At 66.4% G+C, this 22513-nt stretch carries 15 protein-coding genes; 9 read left to right on the plus strand and 6 right to left on the minus strand.

What is annotated here, in order from left to right:
- Together G3M57_RS26300 and G3M57_RS26305 are read left to right on the plus strand one after the other, a co-directional pair.
- Complete coding sequence (locus tag G3M57_RS26300; protein ID WP_163233877.1) at nucleotides 1-2448, plus strand: nucleoside triphosphate pyrophosphohydrolase; 2448 nt, start codon at nucleotides 1-3, stop codon at nucleotides 2446-2448.
- 118 nt (nucleotides 2449-2566) lie between these two features.
- Nucleotides 2567-4708 carry a GNAT family N-acetyltransferase gene (locus G3M57_RS26305; protein ID WP_163233878.1) on the plus strand — a complete coding sequence of 714 codons (2142 nt, stop codon included), beginning with the start codon at nucleotides 2567-2569 and terminating at the stop codon, nucleotides 4706-4708.
- A gap of 691 nt (nucleotides 4709-5399) precedes the next feature.
- Here the strand turns inward: G3M57_RS26305 and G3M57_RS26310 are convergent.
- Nucleotides 5400-9314, minus strand: coding sequence for an nSTAND3 domain-containing NTPase (locus G3M57_RS26310; protein ID WP_163233879.1), 3915 nt, complete (start codon nucleotides 9312-9314; stop codon nucleotides 5400-5402).
- 189 nt (nucleotides 9315-9503) lie between these two features.
- Here G3M57_RS26310 and G3M57_RS26315 point away from each other — a divergent pair, with 189 nt between their 5' ends.
- Together G3M57_RS26315 and G3M57_RS26320 are read left to right on the plus strand one after the other, a co-directional pair.
- The gene (locus G3M57_RS26315; protein WP_188916232.1) at nucleotides 9504-10493 is read left to right on the plus strand and encodes a hypothetical protein; all 990 of its coding nucleotides are present in this window, start codon (nucleotides 9504-9506) and stop codon (nucleotides 10491-10493) included.
- Between the two features lie 20 nt (nucleotides 10494-10513).
- Nucleotides 10514-11617, plus strand: coding sequence for an HNH endonuclease (locus tag G3M57_RS26320; protein ID WP_163233880.1), 1104 nt, complete (start codon nucleotides 10514-10516; stop codon nucleotides 11615-11617).
- 207 nt (nucleotides 11618-11824) lie between these two features.
- Here the strand turns inward: G3M57_RS26320 and G3M57_RS26325 are convergent, their stop codons facing one another.
- The 4 genes from G3M57_RS26325 to G3M57_RS26340 form a co-directional block, all read right to left on the minus strand.
- On the minus strand, nucleotides 11825-13474 hold the full coding sequence (locus tag G3M57_RS26325; RefSeq protein ID WP_163233881.1) for a tannase/feruloyl esterase family alpha/beta hydrolase: 1650 nt from the start codon (nucleotides 13472-13474) through the stop codon (nucleotides 11825-11827).
- A 188-nt stretch (nucleotides 13475-13662) separates the two neighbouring features.
- Nucleotides 13663-14592: a 3'-5' exonuclease gene (locus G3M57_RS26330; RefSeq protein ID WP_163233882.1), complete on the minus strand. Its 930-nt coding sequence runs from the start codon at nucleotides 14590-14592 to the stop codon at nucleotides 13663-13665.
- A complete protein-coding gene (locus G3M57_RS26335; protein WP_163233883.1) occupies nucleotides 14570-15781 on the minus strand; it encodes a type II toxin-antitoxin system HipA family toxin in 1212 nt (403 codons plus the stop codon). The genes G3M57_RS26330 and G3M57_RS26335 overlap by 23 nt, the downstream gene beginning before the upstream one ends.
- 2 nt (nucleotides 15782-15783) lie before the next feature.
- Nucleotides 15784-16347, minus strand: a complete 564-nt coding sequence (locus G3M57_RS26340; RefSeq protein WP_163233884.1) for a helix-turn-helix transcriptional regulator — start codon at nucleotides 16345-16347, stop codon at nucleotides 15784-15786.
- A gap of 284 nt (nucleotides 16348-16631) precedes the next feature.
- Between G3M57_RS26340 and G3M57_RS26345 the strand changes: the two genes are divergently transcribed.
- A complete protein-coding gene (locus G3M57_RS26345) occupies nucleotides 16632-16838 on the plus strand; it encodes a hypothetical protein (RefSeq protein WP_163233885.1) in 207 nt (68 codons plus the stop codon).
- A gap of 214 nt (nucleotides 16839-17052) precedes the next feature.
- Here G3M57_RS26345 and G3M57_RS26350 read toward each other — a convergent pair whose 3' ends face one another.
- Complete coding sequence (locus G3M57_RS26350) at nucleotides 17053-17985, minus strand: HEPN domain-containing protein (RefSeq protein ID WP_163233886.1); 933 nt, start codon at nucleotides 17983-17985, stop codon at nucleotides 17053-17055.
- A gap of 378 nt (nucleotides 17986-18363) precedes the next feature.
- Between G3M57_RS26350 and G3M57_RS26355 the strand changes: the two genes are divergently transcribed.
- The 4 genes from G3M57_RS26355 to G3M57_RS26370 all read left to right on the plus strand — a co-directional run bounded on the left by G3M57_RS26355 (nucleotide 18364) and on the right by G3M57_RS26370 (nucleotide 22290).
- A complete protein-coding gene (locus tag G3M57_RS26355) occupies nucleotides 18364-18903 on the plus strand; it encodes a GcrA family cell cycle regulator (protein ID WP_163233887.1) in 540 nt (179 codons plus the stop codon).
- Between the two features lie 164 nt (nucleotides 18904-19067).
- A complete protein-coding gene (locus G3M57_RS26360; protein ID WP_163233888.1) occupies nucleotides 19068-20000 on the plus strand; it encodes a DUF2493 domain-containing protein in 933 nt (310 codons plus the stop codon).
- Between the two features lie 777 nt (nucleotides 20001-20777).
- Entirely contained in the window at nucleotides 20778-21149 is a 372-nt protein-coding gene (locus G3M57_RS26365) for a single-stranded DNA-binding protein (protein WP_163233889.1), read from the plus strand.
- A gap of 181 nt (nucleotides 21150-21330) precedes the next feature.
- Nucleotides 21331-22290, plus strand: a complete 960-nt coding sequence (locus G3M57_RS26370; RefSeq protein ID WP_163233890.1) for a DUF1612 domain-containing protein — start codon at nucleotides 21331-21333, stop codon at nucleotides 22288-22290.
- Nucleotides 22291-22513: the final 223 nt, after the last annotated feature.

Below are 22513 nucleotides of genomic sequence, written 5' to 3' on the forward strand. Positions count from 1 at the left end.
ATGGCCGAGCTGGGCGCGTCCGACCTTGTGTTCTACCCCAGCGACCATGCGATCTTGTCGACACGTATTGAGCCTTACGCCGAACGGCTCGGTACTAAGGGCGCATTTCTTGCCGGTTTGCCGCCAGCCTGGACGCCCGAGTACCAGATCCTCACCGTGGAGTGGGTCGAGCAGTTGGCGCAGGGTCATGCTCCCCTCTTAGAACTTCCATCAGCCCTGGTCGGACAACCCTTGATCCTGCGATCAAGCATCGTTGGTGAGACCATCTGGGAGCGAGGCACGTATCTTTCGGTGCCGCTGGAGCATCCGTGCAGCGACCTTGATATCATCTCCACGGTTTTCCGGATTCGCGAAGACGCGCTCCAAAAGCGCCCGGACGTCAAAGTCGCGATTATCATCCAGAGGTTCCTGCCAACTTGCGAGAAAGGTACCCTCGGGAACCTCAACAGCCTTTCAAAAACCCGAGAGCAGTGGTCGCGGTTTTCGGAAATCGCTGGAAGAAGGACTGCTCCGGAGCGCTTCAATTCTCAGCGTGACGCCCCGGCCGATACCCGAGCACCACTTCGAGTGCACCCAGCCCTACACATCGACCGAACATTCGGATCGGCAGTCCGGTGGCTGATCGATCACCTGGGCGTGGCGCTGGGTAGGGATAGGATGCTGCTCGAATGGGCCACAGCGGAGGAAAAGGTTTTCCTTCTGCAGTGCGACCTGGACCAAGATAACGCCGTTGGCGTCAATCCGATGGATCAGCAAATCACCTCACGCTTGTCGCCCTCAGCGGGCACGACAACCTACTTCAGGGCTCCTGGCCGGAGCGACATCGATGCTTGGGACAAACTCAAGATCATCGACGATCTATCAACGGATTTCGCGCCGCTCCCACAAGCCCTCCATGTATTGACCTATCACGACGCGGCCCAAGCACTCGCCGATCCAGCCAAAACGGTCGCCCTGGCCGAGGAATACTCCGCCCAATTTGGCGATGGCGGCATCATTCGAGTAAGCCGACGGACAGGGTCCAATTCCACTACCAATCTGCCTTGCAACAGCAGCTGTATGGCGGCACCGGCTGCAATTGCGTGGATAAGGCAGGCCTTGGCTGACGTGGCTGAATGTCCAGAGGAGGCGAGCGAGCGCGCCTTCATTTTGCACAAGTTCATAGGTGCGCGGTCCGGCGCATGGGCGCTCTATGATCCGGAGTCGCCATATATCCAAGTCCACGCCAACTGGGGTCTGCCCGACTCCTTGCAGTACTACCCCTATGACGCCTGGGACGTGCATACAATCACTGAGGAAGTAAACGCTTACCCTAGCTACAAGTCCCACTTCCTGTGGCCGCAGCCCGACGGGCAATGGGCATTCGAAGAGATTCGAAACTCAATCGCCCGACACCAGTGCCTGAAGTCTCACGAGGTGCTGGACATCGCGCGCCGGACAAATGCAATCGGAATGAAGTTAGGACGGCGGGTCGCAGTGATGTGGTTCGCCGGCGTAGAATCTGAAACTGGTGCGACGTTTTCTCTGCCCTGGTATCGAACCTTTGAATATTCCGAACCTGACCTCGACACCGCGCTGGAGAAAGACCACGTCATAATCGACGTTCGCGAACCTCGTGACCTGGATGAGGTGCGCCAGGCCTTTGCGCAGCATGCTCCTGCGCTGCGGGTGGCGATGGACATTCAGCCTAGCGAGCACCTGATCCGCGAACCACACTTTTTGGAGCAGATCATTGAGGTGGCGCAGGCCGTCGATGCATCAGTGATCTTCTCCGGATCACCGCTGTCGCACCCATTCTTCCAGCTAAAAGGCCGTGTCCGCATCTATCTGCGTGTGCAACGGAAGTCTTTCCGGACCCGAAGCCGCATCAAGTACCACAAGCTAGTTCGCGATCGGATTCCAGAGCGTGTCAGCGCCAAACACGAACGCGTCGTCTACGCTAACCTTGGCAGTCGCGAGATCCTTCAGCTGTTGACTGGCAAGTTGATCGAAGAGGCTCAAGAACTGATCGCTGCCGAAGGGGCCGACGCGACCGCCGAGGAGCTAGCCGACGTCTACGAAGTTTTGCGCGGCATGATGCACCAGGCCGGCGTTGAAGAGCAGCGAGTCGTCGAGATCGCGGATTCCAAGCGCGAGCGCGTCGGCGGTTTCGACAAGGGTATCTTCCTGCTGGAGACCAGTCTGCCCAAGCCCGGCGAACCCGTTGTCGATATTCGCAACGTCAGTTTCGACGATCTGGTGCGTGAGGAATACGCCAAGGAACGGGTACGTATACCGTTCGCCTTGCTTGGACGCCTCAACATTGCCGGCGATCGGGTCTTCAAAATTCCGGGAACCGACAAGGCGGTCCGCTTCAGCGGTGGCCGCGATGGGTTCGAAATCTCCCTGGAACAACAAGAGTATCAGCTCGAAATCGACTTTGACGACGAAGACGACCTTCTGGACTAAGCACGTTTAAAGCAAGCATCTCTCCCTCCGGAGAGCACTAGCCATCGTGACGGAATGGCCCGAAGCAGAATAAGCTGAAGTTGCTGTCGTCGGGGGCGGCGACCACCGGTGGAATCTCATGGCCTTCCGCATCGAGACGAAGCCTGCTGTCATCCAAGGCTTCGTTGCGGATATCCGAGCGGCAGCGGACACAGATAAGGAGGCGCTGGGCTTTCTCCCCGCCTCAGCTTACGATCAAGCTGCGCGAAAAGGTGAACTGACCGTCGCGCTGCAGGATGGCCTCCACGGCCCGACCTACGCAGGTCACATCTGGGTCAGCGGCCTATTCCCCCATGCCCGTGTAGTCCAGTTGTTTGTGGCGCAGGCTTTCAGGGGACAGAAGCTATCGACGCGTCTTCTGCGGGCGGCGATCCAATCGGCGGAAGCTAGCGGCTTCTTGACCATCTTCGCGAAGGTGGCCGCCGACCTAGCGGCGAACCAGGTTTATGAACATCACGGTTTTGTCGTCGTCCGCACCAAGGCGGGCGGTCAGGCCCGCAATCGCCAAATCCACATTCGGTCACGTGAACTGTCCACTCCAACATTGTTCAACTACCGCCCCACTTCCGTGGTGGCGGTCGACGACAGTGGTGCGACACAAGGCGGCCAACAGCTCTACCTGATCGATTTGAACGTGTTCTTCGACGCGACCCGGCAGCGTCGCTTCACTCCCGCCGCGGAGAAGATCCTGGCCTCGGCCCTGAACAGCGGCGTCCGCTTGGCCGTTACGAACGAGTTTGTGAAAGAGCTGCAGCGGACCACCATAGGCAAGGACGATCCCGTACTGAGCTTCGCGAAGCAGCTGCCGACAGTTTCTGGCCCCTCGCGGCAGGAGATCGAAAGCTTGGCGGCCCGTTTGGCGGCCACCGTTTTCCCTGACCAATCGCGCGATGGGACTCTATCGACGAATGACCATTCCGACCTCAGGCACTTAGCGGAAGCTATTCTAGCCGGGGCGGCAGGCTTTGTGACTGGGGAGAACAGTATCTTGCGAGCCCACGCAGCCCTTCGGGAGCAGCATGGGCTCAGCGTTTGGTCGACCGAGGATTTTGCAGTATTCCTCACGCCGGTCTTGGGCGAGCTGCCAGTTTCTGGGCACTCCGAACACGATTTGGCGTTCACGGAAGAGAGGTCGCTTTCAGCCGAGGCCGTGACGTTCCTAAAGATCCACGGTGCCGCCGACAGCGTGATTGGGACTTTCAGCCGCTTGGACGCGGCCGATAAGCGGTTCCGCTACTTGGCGGCGCGCGAAGCGCAGACGCTGATTGCCTTCGCCGCCTGCCGGGTAGCATCAGGACCGGCGGATGCGGTCGGCCTTCTCCTCGTCGCCAATCCCCGCCATCCAGCCACGCCCACCGCCCTGGACTTCCTCGTTGAGTACGCCGTCCGCGCGGCGAGCCTGTCTCGCCCCTCCCGCGTCGAGATGGCGCACGTCGATGGGCAGTCTGTGGCACGGATAACGGCGATCGAGAACGGCTTCCTCGCGGCGCGATCCGGCGCCGACGCCCCATTGCGCAAAATCGCCGTCGGGACGGCGGTTACACCGGTCAACTGGACCGCACAGCGCGACCGGATTCAGAAAGGCACCAGCCTGACGCTCCCGACCGACTGTCCCGATTTCCGAGACGACGAACAGGAGATCACCGTCACGTTGGATGGGCGCGTCGCCACAATGTCCTTGGCCAGCCTAGAGTCGATGGCAGCGCCGGGCCTCTTCCTGCTTAAAGATCGCCCAGTCGCGGTCGTGCCTATTCGCCGCGCGTGGGCTGAGAATTTAGTCGGCGGGCCCCAGCTCACCTTCTTGCCGAAGCCAGAGGCTGCGTTCCGCTCGCGCCGGGTCTACTTCGCGTCCGTGCGCAACCAGCACATCCTAGTGAAAGGGCGCCCTATAATCCTCTACGAGTCGGGCAAGGACGGCGGCCGTGGCGCAGCCATCGCCGTTGCCAGGGTAGCGTCGGCGGAAGCGGTACCGAAGACCCACGCTCCCGACTCCCTCCTCCGCGCCGCCGTGGTCCGCGGCAGCGATCTGCAACACTTGGTGAAAGGCACGACCGTTCTTGCCGTATGGTTTGATAATATTATGCGCTTCGAACAACCCGTGCCGTTCTCGCGCATGAAGGCTCTCGGCCTCGCCGATCCGACCAACCTCATTAAGAGTCACATGCTTAAGTTTGAAACCGCAATGAAAATTCTCGACGCTGGGCGTCCCGATGCACGATGAAAATCCGATCATGCTCTCGGTCGCCCCCCAGTACGCGCGGGCGATCCTCGGCGGCTTGAAGGGCGTCGAACTACGGCGACGCGCGCCACGCCTCCAGAGCGGGACCCGAGCTTGGCTCTATTCTACCCTCCCCGTTGGGCAGGTTGTCGCGATGCTGACTATCGACAAGGTGGTTGAGGCACCGTTGGCCGAGCTCTGGAGGCGATATGGTCGTCACACCGCAATCTCCCGCCAAGCTTTCGATGCCTATTTCGCTGGGCTGGATTGCGGCGCGGCGCTCATAATCCGAGACGTCCAGGCGCTAAAGGAGCCCGTCTCTCTCCAAGCTCTGCGGGAAGAGGGAGCCTTCCACCCCCCGCAATTCTATCGCCGGATGCGAGCGGACGCCCCGAACGCACTTTTAAGGGACAGCGAATTGCACCCTGCAGTTCAGGTTGCGGTCGGTTAAATCCGGAGCATTTGCAAGGGCTCCGGTCGAAGCCGAACCTGTCGCATGAATAACAAGGGCCCGGCGCGGTTCAAGCCCGCGATTATGACGAGGCTGGGCAAGAGCGACGACCAGATCGATCGCCCCTAGACGGAGCCGACCGACATCGCCGCGGGACATTGGTAGAGTTGAATTAGAGAAGCTTTCGCACGCCCTGGGCGGACTTTCCCAGGGAAAGAGATGGGTCATCCCGGCCTTGGATGTTCAGGGCCGTTCGATATCCCGTTCCAGCTGCCGACGCACGGAGGCCCGAATCCGCACGTCACCCAGATCGTCCAGCACACTGGCAGGGAGCTTGCGCTTGCGGTCCGAAGCCAGGAGGGCCTGGGCGGGGTGATCGGACGGCAATCGGCTCATAACCGAGGCCGCGAGCACGGTATCGCGCGCCTTGGCCCGATCTGCGAGCACCAGCACAAGCGCGCGCCGACGCCTATCGGCGGCAAGTGCATCGGCCATGGCCAGAACGGCCTCATCGCTGGCATGAGCCGTGTGCAGGCGCAGAGCCGCGACCGCATAGGGAGGTGAAAGGCGGTGAGCGAAATCGCCTTTCAGGTGTTTCAAGATCGCGGGCTCGACAGTGTCGGCGCTGGTCAAAGCCTCGAGCGCGGCGATCTTGTCCCAGCCTCCCGGTCTCGACCAAGCCAGCTTCCAGATCGCCCGCCTCGCCATTGCGCCGCAACGCTGCGCCGCGAACGTCAGGGCCTTGTCGCGCAAAATAGGGTCGGGCGTAGCCGAGGCCAGCGCCAGAAGTGTCTCGCCAAGATCGGCCGGAAGATCAGCGTAGGCGCCAAGCGCGCGCAGCGCGTCGTGCGCGACCTGATAGTGCGGTGCCTCGTCGTACTGAGGTTCGGCGTTAGACCAAGTGTCGTTCAGAAAGCGCAGCAGGATGCCAAGGTGCTCGGGATGGGGCCTGGGCGCCATGGTCTCGATCAGCGCTCGGCGCACGCCCGAACCCTTGTCGTTCGCCATCGCCAGGATGTTTGGCGGCAGGGGCGTGGGCAGGCTGTCGGTGAGAAGTCGCAGTGCGTTCGACCGCGCATCGGCCACGGGATGGAGCAGGCCCTGCCGGAGAAGATACTCACTGCCCATCGCCGCGCCGGCCTCCAAGGCGCGCACGACGTCGACGGGATCCTCGGACTCGTGCAGCCACCGCGCTACGGCCGCCAAAGGGCGCCGGCCCGAAGCGATTAGGATTTCGACGAGGTCGCCGACGGTCTGGATCGGTGCGAACGCGACGGCGGCTTCAAGACAGGCGATGGCGCCTTGGTGGACCGGCCGCGCTTGCCGTTTGCCCCTTGGAAGGGCAGGCAAGATGGCGACGATTTCTGGCGGGGCCTGGCGCAGGGCCTGGCGGAGGCGGCCCGGGATGGTGCGAACGCCTTGACGACGGACGGCGGCGTGGAGCGCCGCGATCAGGGTGACGGCGGCCGTGTCGCCGGCCTGGGACAGACGTTCGCCGATCAACTCGGGGGCGTTGACGAGGGCGCAGAGAGCCACCTCGACCTCGACGGACGCATCGATGGCCGGGTAGGCCAGACGCCTCTGAAGCCGTGACCGCAGTTCGGGACGCCAGTGCCTGACCAGCGTCGTCCAGGCGCTGCCTTCGAGCCTTGCCCAGGTGCAATGGTCGAGCAGGGCCGCGAGTTCTTCAGGATCGGCGGAACCAGCGTCTCTGCTCACCGCGGTCGACCAGGCCGACGCGAAGGCCTCGGCCTGGGGATGGGCGGCGATAGCGCTCCAACCCCGCTGTTCGCGTAGAGCCGTGACGAAGCCCTCTATGATCTCGCGCAGGCCCTGGCCCTCGGGGTAGCCAGGATCACCGAAGTGCTCGGCATAGGCTGTATCGACCTCATGATCGCGGACCTTTCGGGCCAGCTCGCTATCGTCGCCCCAGCTATCTCGGATGCGGGCCAATTGGGCGAGCGCGGCCTGGGCGACCGGATCAAACCGGTCGAGATCGGCCGAGGCGCCCTTGGCGATCACGTCGGCGTTTCGATAGAGGTCGTGCTCGACGGTCGTTTTAGCGGCGACGAGAAACGCCTCGGTCAGGTCCCCAGCCAGGTGCCGCCACTCATCGACGAAGGCGATAGGAAAGCCGTCGTCCTCGATCGGAAGCCGCTCCCGTACGAAGCGATCGATGATGGCCCTAAGCTCGGCGCGACCCTCCATCCGCTCGAGCCACACCTCATTGACCGCCCATGGGGTCCATTGATCATTGAAGTGTTCGCCCCCGCGCTGGACACGTCGCAGCAGGAAGCGGGCGGTTTCGGCGGCGACGCAAGCGGGAGACCCCGCATCGGCGGCCAGTTCCAAGAGCTCGGCGAACCGGGCGTCCGGCTCAGCCAAGCCAGCGTCGAGCCACCGGTCGACGACCTCGACGGCCACGGCCGGGGGCGCAAAGGTCAAACCGTCCTCGAATGATCGGATCATGGTCGCGCACCTGGGCAGGCAGCGCACCGCCGTCTCGATCGCCCAGCCGTCGGCCCCGGGCGCGGCCGTCAGCGCGCCCAGCAGGTCTTCGAACGCGGCGACCGCGTCCGGGCCGTTCTGGACGAGGTAGGATTCCAGCGCCTCGCGGGTGCTGGGGTGACGATAGGACACGACCTGGCCGGGTTGGCGCAAGTGGCGCGTCGCTACAAGGCGGTCGACGAGCTTCACCAACGCGCCGGCGGCGTATCCCGCGTGGCGCCGCAGGGCCTGTTGCACCGCGACCAGCTGAGCCCGGCTGACTTGTCCCCAGGTGGTGAGGAGCGCCCAGAGGATGGCCGCCTCTCGCGGCGTCGCCAGATCGGCGAGGTAGCCATGCACGTCGGCTTCCACCGTGTCCCGGTTGGCCTTGGCGAAAGCGCGCGCAAGCAGCTTGGCATGGGTATCGCCCTCAAGGGGAGGCTCGGCCAAGGTGTTGAAGAAGAGATCCAACTCCAGCGGCGTTGCAAGGCGCTCGAGCGCGTGTCCCTTGTTGCTGAAGGCCAGCATTTGGCGCGCTGTGGGCAGCGCCGTGACGCGATTGTCGTAGATCGTCTCCAGCGGCCCATCGACATAGTGCTCGGCCTCGAGCGCGATGGTCCAGCGCGCCAGAGCGCTCACAGCGTTGGCCTGGTCAAGCATGTCGGTCCGGGTCGTGACCACGAATTGGCGGCCAGGGCGCGCGTCGGGCAGGATCCGAGGCAGCTGGGCGGACCAGGCCTGTCCCGCCGGCAGGAGGCTGTACTGTCCCCAGGGGTCCTCGAGATAAAAGACCGAAGGTAGGTCCTCGGTGATCGAGCGCGTCACGGACGGCCCGGCGCCAGGATCGAGGATCTTCAGGCTGCGCCTCGGATCGTCGGCGACGGCCTCTTCGCAGAGCTTCATTGCCGCCCAGGTCTTGCCGCTGCCCGACGGCCCCGTGATGACCACGGCGCCATGGGCTTCTAGGGCCGCACGCATCTGCGGGAAGTTCGAAGGTGGCACGAAGGCGTCGAGGTTGGGCGCGCTGGCCAGCATGCCACCAAATTGCTTGATGGTGTCGACGAGCTCCTCGCGGGTCCAGGCGCCTGCGGCCCGCCCTCGCATGCGGCGTCGGGCGTCTTCGCGCAGGCGAGTGCGGCATGCCTCCAGCTGCGCGGCGGGGACGTGCAGCAGCCTCTGGAGCGTATCGCCGACTTCCAAATGGAGTTGGCGTTCGGATAGGCCTGCGTAGATCGCGATCCGACCCAGGGCGGACGTCGGCAGGATTTCGGCGAGGGTGGCTGGCAGCGGCGTTGCTTGCGGCCGCTCTTCCAGGTCACCGACCTTCAGATTGCTCAGACCCTCGTTGACGGCGGCCGTGGTCACCAGCAGGAACCGCACGCCGGGATCCTTGAGGTGGTCTTCGGCCGCCAAGCGTCGCGGGCGGCTCTGGAGGAGGGTCTTGAAGGCGGCCACCGACCAGGCGTCGGTCTCGCGGAGCTTGACCTGGACGATCAGCCGATCGGCCCCGTCGAGCTCTGCATGGGGTTCGACCCGGCTCTGGTCCAGCTCGGCTTCGAGGTCCTCGTCATTGTCGGGCTCAAGCGTGATCCGGCTGGCGGCCTTGGTGATCAGCAGAAGACGCAGGGCGAAGAACACCGATACGTCGAGCTGGTACTCGAATCCGTCCATCGCCGCCCGGCCGCCACCGGCCGTGTTCGCCCTCCCCTCCCCCGCCAAGACTCTCGAACTCCGTATGGCTGCTCCATTTCCGTTCTATCCGGACCCGTTCGGCCCGCAAGTCCGGCGCACGCGTTTTGGGAGCGTGCAAGCTTGACGTTAGCGGGGCGCGGGGGCCAGGCTCCGTCCCCGGGGGGGCCAATGATCCTGTCGGACATGATGGCGCCGGATGGGCGCGTGTTCCTGAAGAGCGAGTGGGCGCAGATCGGCGACGGCTGGCCGTGTCTGAGCTTCACCAAGAGCTCGGTGTTTCGACGGCTGCGCGCTGATTTTCGCCCTGAGCACGACGTGCTCCTCTATGTCGGGACATCCGGTGAGGACACCGATGATCCCAACCATCGCAGCCGCCTGATCTCGGCGGTCGTGGTGCAGCCGAGCCAAATGCTCGAGACGCGCAAGATCGTGCCGCCGGAGGCCTATGCCTTGGCCATGGCGCGATTTGGCGTCGATCGCTGGCCTCACGCCGTGGCGGTCATCAAAGCGGCCAACCTGGTCGGACCGCCCTTCCCGTCCGCCCGTGAGCTCGTGCCCGACGCCTACCGCTCCCTTGGCGCGGAAAACCGGGGTCAGGTCGCCGAGGTCGTTGGGGCCGAACGTCTGGCGGTGCTGAGCTTGGCGGTGGTGCCGCTGGAGCTGCGCTTCTCCCCTGACGTCGCCGCCTACATGGCCTTGGCCAAGGCGCTTGGCCGGCAGACGCCCAAATCGATCAACACCGAAGCCACGCGCATGGCCGCCCTGATCCTGAATCGAGTCGCCAATGGCGGCGAGATGACGACGCGCATGAACCCGATCAGAACCGCGCCAGACTTCTCGGTGTTGTTCGCCCTCTTGGTGCGAAAGTGGCAGGAAGGACAGGGCGGTGCCTGCGCCCTGTGCCGCGGCCCGCTCGTGGCCCAGACCACAAACGCGATGCTGCAGCCGTCGGCCGACCGCATCGTCAGCGAAAACCCCGCCTATGACGACGAAAATGTCCAGATTACCCACTTGGCCTGCAATCTGGCCAAGAACAAGTGGGGCGCCGAGCACTTCGATGAATGGGCCGCCGTCATTCGGGGTCTGGCGGGGCCGGTCGAGGACGCCGACGCGGAAGCTGGCCCGGGCGCGGAGCTTCGCGCCGCGACGCCGGCCTGAGGCGCGTGGAGACCAAGTCGATGAGCAATGACGCGGACGTGGACGACATTGTCGACGTCGGGCTTTTTCGCGCCAACGGCGCAGCGCTGACGACAAAGGTTCAGATCGAGGGCTATCGCATCGTCTTGCACCGCGCGGGCACGCTGCAGGAAGCGACGGACGGCGATTTTCGCGCGACCCTCGAGCTCGTGTTGCACCGGCTTCTGTTGGAGCGGATCCGACCGTTCGTGACGTTGCATCAGGCGCCCCCGCCGCGGCGGTCCATGAAGACCTTGGACGATTTTGAGCTGGTCCCGCCGCTGCGCTTGAAGGGATCGGCGGGCGAACGCGCCGACACCTTGTACAGCGCCAGCCAAGGCAAGACGCCACAAGCGTGGCCTACCATGGAGCTGAATATCCCATGGATGCCGCACTATGCCCTGGCCTCGATCCTCGAAGGCGTGGCCGAGCGGCGCCCCGAGGGTCTAGACAGGCCGCAGCTTCGGCGGGTGGAGGCGCGCCATCTCCAGGCGGCTATCGACGAGGTTCAGGAGATCGAGCGCTACACCCGGTTCCGGGACGCTACGGGCTATTGGCTGATCCCGCCTGACGGCGGCGATCCCTTGCCGCCCAAGAAGGTGTTCGGCATCGCTCTCGCCGAAGCCTTGCGCACCTACACCACCCCCAACGACTTCTCGTCTGGCCCGCTAATTTTCGACATCATGAGAGATCGTGGTTTCGACGTCGTGCGGCAGGAAGACCTGCCGCGGCGAAGCCCTGGCGGCGCAGGCGTCGGGGGGGCAGGCACATCCCCAGCCGAGATCCCGCTCACCGACGAAGAGCGCCGGTGGCTGGAGGGCAACCCGAAGTTCGTCGCCCACATGCGCAACGAGCGGTCGGGCAAGGCGCCGGGCGTCTTCAAGGACGATTTTCGCAAGCAGCATGGCCGGCTGTTCTGCGAGCGCTGCGATGAGGACTTCGTCGCCGCCTACGGCACGGTGCTGGCTGAGGGGTGTTTCGAAGTCCACCACAAGATCCCGGTCTCCCACATGAAGCCCAACCATGTGACGACGTCGGACCAGTTGCAGCTGTTGTGCGCCAACTGTCATCGCATCACCCACCGTGAAATGGCGTTGCGTCGTTAGGCGAGGTTCCGCTAACTGTTGTCGCGATATTGCCACGTAGCGACCCTTCCGTGTGGCCAAGAACCTGCCGTCCCCAAGGTCCGCGATGAGTCACGGTCGGCCGGTCCGCGCTGATCAAGTCGAGGAGGCCTCTGCGCGGATTGCGACAGCGATCCACGCCGTCTCGGCGGAGGGGGCGGCCAGGCTGACAAGGACCCGGCCGTCTCGTCAGGCGCTCGGCGGGGTAGGCGCCACGCAGGTGAAGTTCCTGGCCTCGTCGGTCGATCCCGTCCCGTTGTAGTGGGCGACCTTGGGCCAGGCGCACAGGGGGCGGGTTCTGACCGTCTTGGTCGGCCGGCCCAGGGCCTGGGCGATGTTGCTGCTCATCTTGGAGGCGATGATCGTTTCCGGCGGCTTGCCGCTGGAGACCCAGCCATCGATCGCGGCCACTGGGTCGAAGACGTCGGGGCCGTGGCCGAACATGCAGTGGGACATGCCCGGCGCCATGAACAGGCGCACGCTGGTGTCGGCCTGGGCGCCGGTGCGTTCGCTAACGGCTGAGTAGTAGTTGATCGTGGCTTGGGCCGGGATCGCCGGATCCTCCCAGCCGTGGAACAGGATCAGCTTGCCGCCGTGGTCGGCGAACGGACGAAGATCGGGGTTGTCGGCGTCCAGGGCCGCGCCGGTCTTCTGCCGGGCCTTGGGATAGTCGCGGTCCAGGTCGAAGCTGGCGGGATTCCAGCCCAGGTCGCCGGCGACCATGGCGCTGTAATAGGCCTTGCTCAGGGCGAAGCCCGCTTGCGGTCCCTTGACGTTCCAGTTTCCCCAGCCCTGGATCGGGATGATCGATTTGCCGTACTCGCTGCCCGGCGGATAGCCCGGATAGACGCTCTGGCCGTCCTTGCTCCGCGGGCCTTGGTAGAAGGCCCGCACAACCTGGACCTCGCCGGGGGTGAGGCACTTGCTGGTCTTGTCCCCGTCCTTGCACTGCAATTGGGCCGGGTCGAACCGGCAGGCCAGCGGGTTTTCCAGCACGCCGTCGGCGACGCCGTCGAGGGTGTCGCACTGGCGCACCGCGGCCTCGCGGATCAGTTCGAACTTGGAGCCCAGCTTCTCGGCGCCCGGCGTTTCCTCCAGGAGCCTGTGGTTGAACAGGAAGGTCGAGGTCAGGCGGGTCCAGTCGGCGGCGGGCGCCCCGGCGACGATGCCGTCGTAATCGGTGGGCCAGCGTTGGGCCAGCATCAGGGCGTCGCGCCCGCCGTTGGAGCAGCCGAAAAAGTAGCTGCGGTCGGCGGGGCGGCCGTAATAGGCGGCCATCACCGCCTTGGCGGCGAGCAGGGCCTGGTGATTGGCTTTGAACCCGAAGTCCTCGATCGCCGGCGCGTTGAGCGCCCAGGCAACGCTCTTATCGTCTTGGTGGCCCGCGTCGTTGGCCACGCCGGCATAGCCGCGCGCCAGCTCAGGGGCGATGAAGGCCGATGATCCGCTCAGGCCGCCGCTGAGCCCCCCGCCGCCGACGCCGAACAGCTTGCCGTTCCAATGGGGCGGCAGGAAGATCTCGATGCGGATCTTCGAGCCGGGGCCGGAGGAGCCGGTCGCCTGCACGTGGCAGAAGGCCGTGGGCGCCTTGCGCGACAGCCCCTTGCCGATCTTGAAGCCCTTCTTCTGGGCCTGAGCCGCCTCGACGGTCGCGCCCCCCAGGCGCTGGCCTGTCAGGCCCTGGCACCGCGCCGCCTCGGACGCGGTGAGCTCGGTGGCCTGGCTTGGGTCGGAAGAGGACCTAGCCTGGCAAGCGGCCACGGCCAGCGCAGCCACGCTTGCCGCGCTCATCATCACCCATGCGCCCTTCATCAGCCTGCCCCGCTTGTCTTGTTCCACGCGCGCTTCCCCCCGTGCTTGCCGACAAGCTAGCAACGCTTGCCTGATAGATCAAAGCAGTTCTGCTTGCATCTTTCCAAATCGGTCGACATGAGCCCGTCGATGATAATGGGCGACAGCCACGGCGCGCGCTGCGCCTGACCTTGCCCACGACGGTGGCGACGGGGACTTGGTAGCCCCTGATGGACTCAGGCCCGGTCGGAGAACCGCTCGAACGCGGTGATGCGCTTGGGGGTGAGGCCGGGATCGTAGCCGTAGATCTCTTGGGCGAGGTAGAGGAGCTCGGCCTTGCGGTCGGCTTCGGCCACGTCGGTGTACCAGGCCTTGGGGCCGGCGGCGTCGTCGCCGTTCCAGCGGTAGCCGCGGGCTTTCAGCCTGTCCTTTTGTTCGAACGGCGCGCGCTCGGCGACGATGCGCCAGGTCGGAGCGCGGGCGGTCTCGAGCAGATGGGCGAGCGCGGTGCGGCCGGTGGGCAACGGGCGGGCGAGGATCTCCAGCCCGGCAAGACAGTCATTCTCGGCCCGATGGCCGTCGAAGAAGAAGCCGCATTGGCCGGCGAGATAGGAGAGCTTGGTTCCTTCGAATCCGTGCCCCTTCCAGTCGACGTGGCTCATCGAGCAGGCCCAGCCCTTGAACTTGAAGGCCTCGGTGAGACGTTCGGCGAACGGGCGGTCGAAGGCGGCGTTGTGGGCGATGATGATGACCGCCGACGCGATGAAGGCGGCGACCTGGGCGGGATCGATGGCGTGGCCGGCGACCATGGCGTCGGTGATGCCGGTGATGCGGGTGATCTCGGCTGGGATCGGGGTCTTGGGCTGGTTGAGGGCGACGAAGGGCTGGCCGACCGCGCAAAGGCGGCCTTGGGGGTCGTAGTCGAACGGGATCATGGCCAGTTCGATGACCTCGTCACGGCGGCCGTCGACGCCGGTGGTCTCGGTGTCCAGATAGATTCCGCGCTTGAGGGTGGTGGGATCGAAGTCGGTGTGCAGGCTGTTGGTCTCGAACCGGCGCTGCAGGCGGTAGCGGCCGCTGGCCTCCAGCTGAGCGGCCATGGCGTCCAGGGCCTTAATGTCGGCGGTGTCGGTCACGGGGCGTTCAGGAGCGGGCCAGGGGCACATGGTCGAGTTGGTCGAGCACGCTGGCGCGGACCTCGGCGGCGATGGGCAGATGCGCGGCCTCCTTGGTCCAGGTCTCGCGGAAGGCGGCCACGGTCTCGCGGGCGATCTTCTGGGTCAGCCGGCCAGGCGCGCCGGCCCCGTCGGCCAGGGCGGCCAGTTCGTCGGCGCCGAAGTCGCTCCAGGCCCTGCTGCGCGCCACCTTCAGGGCGGCGTTGTCGTCGGGCAGGTATGCGGTCGTGGCCACGAAGTCGTAGGCCGGGGCCAGGGCCGGGGTGCGTCCGTCGCGATAGATCAGCGACCAGTTCTTCAGGTGCATGTCGGCGTTGCCGATCAGGGCGCTGAACACCAGGCGGCGGATGAACTCGCCATAGCCGGCCTGGCCGGTCTCGCGCCACAGCACCTGGCCGATGTTGCGATAGGAGGCCTTATCGTACTTGGCCTCGGGGAAGACGCCGAACACCTGGGCGAAGTCCTCGATGTGGATGCGCTCGCCCTCCCCGCCTCGGTCGAAGCGGGCCACGGCGTAGGCCGCGCCCCGCAGGCGGCCAATGTCCTGGGGCAGGCCTTCGATCTCGTCCAGGGCCAGCAGGCGGGTGGCCGGGACCTCGATGCCGATGGAGCCGGCCAGGCTCATCATCGAGAACTCGTTTTCCGAGACGCCGGAAAAACGGGTCGAGGGCAGCTTGACGATCCAGTCGCCGCCGACTCCCTGGACCGGGATCGTCAGGCCGCCTTGCGCCTTCTCGGCCGCCGAGAACTTCAGTTGCACCCCGGCCAGGGAGAACCGCAGGGCGCTGGCTTGGGTCCCGGCCGAAAAGCGGGCAGGCGCGGCGACGTCGGGCAGGCGATCCTCGTCCTGGACGCGCAGGACGATCGCCCCGGGCAGGTCTTGGCCCAGCGTGGCCAGCAGATGCAGCTCTCGCGTGGGGTTCACGCCGGCCCGCTTGGCCAGGTAGTCGCGCAGCGGTCCCTCCGGCAGGAGGTTGGAGAAATAGGGATGGACCCGCGCGCGGGTGGGGCGGATGTCGCGCAGCAGGCCGCCGGCCGCGCTCTTGAACGCCAGGCTCAGGGTCGGGCGGTCGGGAGCGTCGGCATAGGCGTCGTCGAAGGCGAGGATCGACCGATCGCCGCCCAGGGCGGTGATGGCGCCGATGCGGCGCTCGCCGAGCCACACGTCCAGACCGGCCATGGCTAGAGCTCCTCGTCCAGGCTGTAGGCTGGGCGGGCGGCGTCGCGCGCTGCTGGCTTGCGCGCGTCGGTGAGGACCCTATTGAGACTGATGATCGCCGTCTCCAGCCGCTGGGTGCTATGGGCGGCGACGGCTTCGTCGACCACGGCGGCGGCGGCCAAGACCTCATGGCGCATCACCGGAGATAGCGCCGAAAGGTCTAGCCTCGAGAGACCGTCGGCGGCGTCGGCCACCCGATCGTCGAGGCCGCCGGCCATGGCCTGCAGGGTATGGGCCGCATCGTACATCGCCGAGATGGTCTTTCGCAGGCGCAGACGCTCGGCGTCCTGGGCGCTCTCGCGGACCACGACGTCCACCGCCGCCAAGGCGGCGCGCGGCGCCAGGATCAGTTCAAGGTCCAGGACCCGGGCCAGATCCTGCAGGGTCGAGAGCTTGGGATCGATGGCGCCGCTTTCGATGCGAGAGATGTGCGGCTGGGGCATGCCGACCCGCTGGCCAAGCTGGCGTTGCGACCAGGCCTTGGCCTCGCGCGCTTGGCGCAGGGTGTCGGGAACGGTGGAAGGCATGATATCGTAAGATGCATTAAAGGGCAGTTTGATGCACTTTAGTACATCAGAATGGTGATCGATCGCAAGAGGTCGATATCGTGTATGATATCATGCTTCACATTGATATCGTCAAAAGCATCAAGCTTGTCCGAGTTCCAGGGAGAGGGAACGATCGCGGGGCGGCTGGCTTTGGATCTAGGCTGGCTTCCGATCGGCGAACGCATCCAGGCGACCGCGAAACTGAAGGGGCGTCCGATTTGGAGGACAGGCAAGACGAGGCCGATGCCCTCCTGGCGCGGATCATGATGCTGCGGGATGACCTGAAGGCCGGTCGCCTGACCCTGGAGCAGGTCCGGGCCTATCGCGGCCTGGGTCGCATGGTCGAGCGCTTCACCCGCGACATGGACGCCGCGGCCGATCAGGACGCCGCCGACGCGCTTTGGCGCCAGGGCGCGGACCTGATCGTGGCCTATCTGGCCGAGCACTTTCCGGTCCCGACCTGTCACTAGGCAGATCAGATGAGCGTTCTCCTGGCCGGCCTTCTGTCCAGGTCAGGATCCGGAGACGCTGTAGAGTTCCTCGGGGCCGAGCAGTTTGCTGGCCCACGTAACCTTAAAGTCTGGACCGGCGGCCTCTGCGGCGGCGGTCGCCGCGGGCCCCTCCCCTCTCCTGTCGGTTCGGTCCGGGTCTCGGCCCATGCGGGTCACGATCCCTGACGCGGGGTCAGGGGATTGGGGGCGCGCCGGCCGCGATGCGCAACTGCGCCAGCGCCGCCTCGCAGGTGGCGCGGACCAGGGCCACCAAGCCTTCCACCGAGGCTTTCAAATCCAGCAGTTCCTCGGTGGTGACGTGGTAGCTGTCCTGGTTGTAGCGGGCCTCGACATAGGCGCGCTTGAGCTTGTCGAACGGCTTGCGCTGGGCTCGGGTCTCGCGCGGCCAGGCGCTGACCAGGTCCGGCGCGCGGGCCTCGGCCTGGCCGCGCAGGAACTTGATGTTGTGCGAGCGGGGTGAATAGAAGCCGATCACCAAAAGCACGGCGACATAAGCCGCCTCGGAAGCCTGATGAAGATTGAATGCGGCGTTCTGAGGCCAGTCTTTTTCCAGCCCCTTGCCGATGGCGAACTCCGCCGTTTCTAGTCGCGTGTCCATCGTGTTGGACTGCTTGGCGTAATAGGCCGTGGCGAGGTCCAGTGCTTCCTGAGGCATCAGCGGCTTCAGCGGATGGAAGGCGTGGCCGGGGACCTCGTAGAGCGCCACGCCCTGGTCGATCACCTCGCGGAAGAAGAACTGGCCTTCGTCGAGGGCCTCGTTGATCTCGGCCTGGCTATGGACGATCAGGTTGACGATCCGGCCGATGGCGGGGTCGTGGGTGATCTTCTGCTCGGTCTCCCACCAGTAGTCGGTGACGTCGGTCAGCTTGTCGTCGCTGACCACGACTAGGATGTCGAAGTCCGACTGGTAGCCGGTCTCGGGAGCGTCGACGAAGTCGCCGCGCGCGTAGCTGCCGAACAGGATGATCTTGTAGATCTTCGCCCCGCGTCGCCAGGGCTGGGTGCCGCCGGCCACGGCCGCCTCGAACCCGCGCAGCAGGTGGCCGGTGATGGTCTCCAGCTCTTGCTGCTGGCGGTCGGGCAAGTGGTCCAGATTCGATTTCATCGTTCGTGAGTCTCGCCGAGGCGGCGTTGTGGAACAAGGAAATTGCGCGCTCGCGCGGAGCGGCGTCGGCGGCCAGTTAGAGCCGCTCCGGGTGTTGAGAAGGCGCTTGATAGACACCCGCCAACGTCTTTAGCCGAAGCCTGGACATACACGTTGGCCACCCGGGCGAAAGTCTGGGCCGTCCCGCTTGGGGGGAGGAGCGGCGCAAGCGTCACCGATGACGCCGATGAGTGTTTAGGTTGTAACTTTTAGTCTGCCAATACTGGAAAACTTTAGGGGTCCGGAAGCGCCCGGGTTCGGTGGAGAGCGGCCGGGGAAAGCCAGGAGGCAGGCGGGCTGGGGCGCGCCGATCGGGCGCGGTCTTCAAAGGACTTCCCCATGTCTTCTTCCTCCTGGAGCGCCGAGCGTATCGACACCCTGCGCCGGCTTTGGCGCGAGGGGCGCAGCGCGGCTCAGATCGCCAAGGCGCTGGGCGACGTCACCCGCAACGCCGTCATCGGCAAGATCCACCGGTTGGGTCTGGCCGGACGCACGCCGCCGTCTCCGCCACGTCGGTCACGCCCTGTGCGCCAGGCGCGGCGCACGCCGTCTCGGACCTTGGCCAAGTCCCCTCCCCCGCCGCCGTCCAGCCCGCGGGCGATGTCGGCGCGCGTGCGACGCCCGGCCAAGCCAAGCGTCGAGGCGGTCGCCCGCATCTTCGACCTGACCGCCCTGACCTCGCGAACCTGCCACTGGCCGGTCGGTGATCCGCGCGCGGCCGGCTTCGGCTTCTGCGGCCTCGCGGTTCGTGGCGCTGGTCCCTACTGCGCGGGGCATCACGCGGTGGCCTGTCCGCCCCGCCTGAAGCGCCAGGACGGGGTCGAGGCCGGGCGCACGCGGCGGCGGTCCGCGGCGCTGCGGGGATGGGATCGGGGCTGACGGGGCTGGGACGGCCCTGGGCTCCAGCGACCTCGCCACCGTCCGGGGTCGGCGACAAGGGGCGCTGCGCTCAAAGCCCTTGTCGCCGGCTCCGGGCCGGCGGCGCGGGGGACGGTCGGGAGCCGACGGGCTCGTCCTCCAACCCCTTCAAGGACACCGCTCCCATGACCCCCAGCGTCCCCTCCCCGCTCACCGGTCCGCTGACCGCCTTCGAGGCCCAGGCCCTGAGCCTCGACGACGCGCGGCCCCATCCGCCCGAAGACGCGCTCGCCCAGTTGGGCTGCTGCGCCATGACCGAACTGCTCGACCTCCTGGCCGACACGGCCCTGGAGGATTTTCAGACCACCCTGGCCGAGGCCCTGATCGGGGCCTTTCATTCGGCGGCCCAGCGCATCGAACGCGAGGCCGACCGGGCCCGCGACGACCTGGCCCGCCTGGTCCGCGACTTCGACGGCTCGGAGGTGGCCGACACCGACCTGCAGGACGCCACCCGGCGCACCCGGGCCGGCGACGTGGCCGTCCAGGCCGTGGAGATGATCCGCGATGCGGCGGCCCAGGCCTATGGCGTGGCCACCGGTGAGGTCTGGCAGCCCTGGCGCGGCAACGTGCGGGCCTCGCGGGTGACCGCGGCCCAGATCGAGGCCCGCGAGGCCATCCGCGCCATGAAGGCCCGTCGTCAGCGCGCCGTCGATCCGGGCGCCGTGGTCGTCGGGTTCAGGGCCGCGCCCCAGGCCGACACCGCCCTGGACGCCGGGCGCATCTTCGATGCGCTCAACTGGGCCCGGCAGACCTGGCCGGACATGGCCCTGGCCACGACCGGCGCGCGCGGCGGCGAGAAGCTGGCCCAGAAGTGGGCGCGCTCCCATGGCGTCACCACGGTCCTGGCCAAGGCCGACTTCGACCGCAACGGCCGCGCGGCGCCGTTCCGAGCCAATGACGAGCTCCTGGATCTGGAGCCGGTCTGCGTCCTGACCCTGGCCAACTCGCTGGACGCCGCGCGTGGCGGGGACCTCAAGCCCTTCGGTCCGGCGCTGAACCTGGCCCAGAAGGCGAGCGAGCGCGGCGTGCGCTGCGTGGCGGTGCGGCTGCGGGCCTGAGGCCCCTAGGCGCGGCGGCCTAGCGCCGCCGCGCCATGCATTTCGGTGGAGAATGAAGATGGAACGAACCACGAGATGTGGCGGCCGCCCGCTGTTCGGCGACCACGGGTAGCGGTTGGCGATTCGTTCGCTTCGGCTGACCCGCCCCGGAGGTTGCTTCCGAGCGGGCGCGGCGAGGTCCCCTCCTCTCTTCCGTCAGGTTGGTCTCGGGGCGGGCGAGCCGCCCGCGTCCGGCTGGCGACGGCCTTGGCGAGCCTGGCGTCTGACGTCGGCCTATCTTCGGCGGATCGTTCGACAAGGACGGCTCGCCTTTGGACTTCGGCCGGGCGGGGCCGCGTGCGTTGCGCGGGTCTCGATCTGGCTCGGCGCCGGGGTGAAAGCCGCGCGCCGCCTTCTGGCGGAGGGCGTGGGATCCGGATGAGCCGCGCCATGGACACTTCGGGTTTGCGCAGTTCGGCGTCGGCGCCGGTTCGCGGGTCGAAACCTGGGCTCAGCAGGTCTTTCGTCTTCGCAAAGGAAGGGGTCCGGTCGGACACCCGGTCCCGCGCGATCGGTCACGCCATCCCTAGGGCGGGTCGGGTCGGGTCAAGGTCGACCTCGTCGCGGCGAGGCGCGAGGGCCGGACCCTCCGGCCTTCCTTGCTGCGCGCGTGCAGGCCGGTTTCCAGCCCTCGCGGACCTTGGCCCTTCCCGCCTCCCCCGCCCTGCCAGGACGCGTGATCGCGGCAGGGACCGCGAGCCGCCGGGGCCCTTCCCGGCGGAAGACGGAGAAAAGACCATGCTGAACAAGGTTCAACTGATCGGCTTCACCGGCGCGGACGCCGAAATCCGCGCCACCTCGGGCGGCAAGGCCCTGGCGGTCCTGCGGGTCGCCACCAGCCGCTACACCAAGAAGAGCGGCGAGCGGCAGGACTTCACCACCTGGCACCAGGTCGAGATCTGGAGCCCCGCGACCGTCAAGTGGCTGTCGGCCCGGCCGCTGGCCAAGGGCTCCAAGGTCTATGTCGAAGGCGAGATCCGCAACGAGCGCTACACCGACAAGGACGGCCAGGAGCACTACTTCACCAAGGTGGTGGTCGCCGGCCCGGGTCACGAGCTGAAGTCGCTCGACCGTCCCGAGACCAATCCCGAGGCGGAGGAGGAAGCTTAGGCGAGGACGCGCCCGCCCCGGAGAAACCTCCGGGGCGGGTCATCGCGCATCTTGGCGTAACGCACAGTTAATGGCATGAAATGTGCGACACCCATGCACGGGTTTTTCGTGGCTTGGAGCCGGCTTTTTGGACGTTTCGGTGGAGGCCCTGTTTCTGGCTCTGGCGCGCGCCGAGGACAGCGTGAGCCGACTCGATGCGCGCGTCCAAACCTGCGGCTTCGCCGAAGGCTGGGCCGCGCGCACCGACTTCATCGAGGCCAATGGCTGGGGCTGGGTCAGCGGCGAGATCGTCGACCTGGAGGATCTGGTGCTGCACGACGCCCAGATGGACGCTCGCCTGCCCGACCAGGCCTTGCGGGCGACCTATGGCCTCGTGCGGGCGCGTCGCAAGGCGCGCGCCGCGGGCCCGGAGTTGCAGACCGCCGATGGCGCGGCCTGGCTGGCGGGATATCGTGGCCAGCCGCCCGTGCTGGCCCCCGCCCCGGTCGATCCTGAAGGGGTTCGACGCGATCCCGCCGCCGAGCCGCGCGACCTGGTCGGTGAACTGGTCCACCAGGTGCGCACGCTCGGGCGCGGCGAGACCGCCGATCCGCTCGAGGCGCTCGAGGAGTGGGTGCTGTGGGCGGGACGCTTGCCCGACCGCGCGCCGGCCTTGCTGCGCGCGGCCGTCGCCCTGGAGGGCTGGCGCCTGGTCAATCCCCTGCCCCGGCAGACCTATGTCGGCGGGGTGATGGTCGCCCAGGCGCTTCGCCAGGCGGGCCGCACCCGGACCTGCCTGCTGGGCGTCGAAGCGCCGCGCCGGAACAACCTGCAGCCCCCGCGCGGTTTCATGGCTCCCCCCGTCGTGCGTCTAGCCTATTGGCTGAAGGTTCTGGCCCTGGGCGCCGAAGCGGGCCTGGCCGAGATCAAGCGCCTGGACCTGGCGCGGCAGGTGGTTCTCAAGCGGGTCGCCGGCCGGCGGTCCCACGATCGGTCGCGTGACCTGCTGGAACTTCTGTTGTCTCGGCCCCTGGTTAGCGCGGGCCTGGCCGCCGAGCATCTGGGCGTGGCCGAGCATTCGGCCCGTCGCCTGCTGGCGGGCCTGGGGTCGTCGGTGATGGAGGTCAGCGGGCGCTCGCGGTATCGCGCCTGGCGGCTCTGATCCCCTTTTCCCCAACAGGGCAAATGGGGAAGTGTGCTTTTGGACGCTTGGACGTTGCGGCGCCGGCCGAAGCGGTTCAGTCCTATAACGCTCTGCGAGGCCCGTCGCCGCGTTCACTGGGAAATGGGCAAAGCCCCATTTGGGCTATTGCCCAAATACGCAAACGCGAATTGCAGCAGTTGCGTATCTGGGCTAATGGCCTAGAGTGCTGTTCCGCGCTTGG

Origin of the sequence: Caulobacter rhizosphaerae (assembly GCF_010977555.1) — a bacterium.
In the GTDB taxonomy this organism is placed as follows: Bacteria; Pseudomonadota; Alphaproteobacteria; order Caulobacterales; family Caulobacteraceae; genus Caulobacter; species Caulobacter rhizosphaerae.

Excerpts from the sequence above, each read along its gene's own strand:
- G3M57_RS26300 (WP_163233877.1), top strand. The coding sequence starts at position 1 with ATGGCCGAGCTGGGCGCGTCCGACCTTGTGTTCTACCCCAGCGACCAT.
- G3M57_RS26305 (WP_163233878.1), top strand. The coding sequence starts at position 2,567 with ATGGCCTTCCGCATCGAGACGAAGCCTGCTGTCATCCAAGGCTTCGTT.
- G3M57_RS26310 (WP_163233879.1), bottom strand. The coding sequence starts at position 9,314 with ATGGACGGATTCGAGTACCAGCTCGACGTATCGGTGTTCTTCGCCCTG.
- G3M57_RS26315 (WP_188916232.1), top strand. The coding sequence starts at position 9,504 with ATGATCCTGTCGGACATGATGGCGCCGGATGGGCGCGTGTTCCTGAAG.
- G3M57_RS26320 (WP_163233880.1), top strand. The coding sequence starts at position 10,514 with ATGAGCAATGACGCGGACGTGGACGACATTGTCGACGTCGGGCTTTTT.
- G3M57_RS26330 (WP_163233882.1), bottom strand. The coding sequence starts at position 14,592 with ATGTGCCCCTGGCCCGCTCCTGAACGCCCCGTGACCGACACCGCCGAC.
- G3M57_RS26335 (WP_163233883.1), bottom strand. The coding sequence starts at position 15,781 with ATGGCCGGTCTGGACGTGTGGCTCGGCGAGCGCCGCATCGGCGCCATC.
- G3M57_RS26340 (WP_163233884.1), bottom strand. The coding sequence starts at position 16,347 with ATGCCTTCCACCGTTCCCGACACCCTGCGCCAAGCGCGCGAGGCCAAG.
- G3M57_RS26345 (WP_163233885.1), top strand. The coding sequence starts at position 16,632 with ATGATGCTGCGGGATGACCTGAAGGCCGGTCGCCTGACCCTGGAGCAG.
- G3M57_RS26350 (WP_163233886.1), bottom strand. The coding sequence starts at position 17,985 with ATGAAATCGAATCTGGACCACTTGCCCGACCGCCAGCAGCAAGAGCTG.
- G3M57_RS26355 (WP_163233887.1), top strand. The coding sequence starts at position 18,364 with ATGTCTTCTTCCTCCTGGAGCGCCGAGCGTATCGACACCCTGCGCCGG.
- G3M57_RS26360 (WP_163233888.1), top strand. The coding sequence starts at position 19,068 with ATGACCCCCAGCGTCCCCTCCCCGCTCACCGGTCCGCTGACCGCCTTC.
- G3M57_RS26365 (WP_163233889.1), top strand. The coding sequence starts at position 20,778 with ATGCTGAACAAGGTTCAACTGATCGGCTTCACCGGCGCGGACGCCGAA.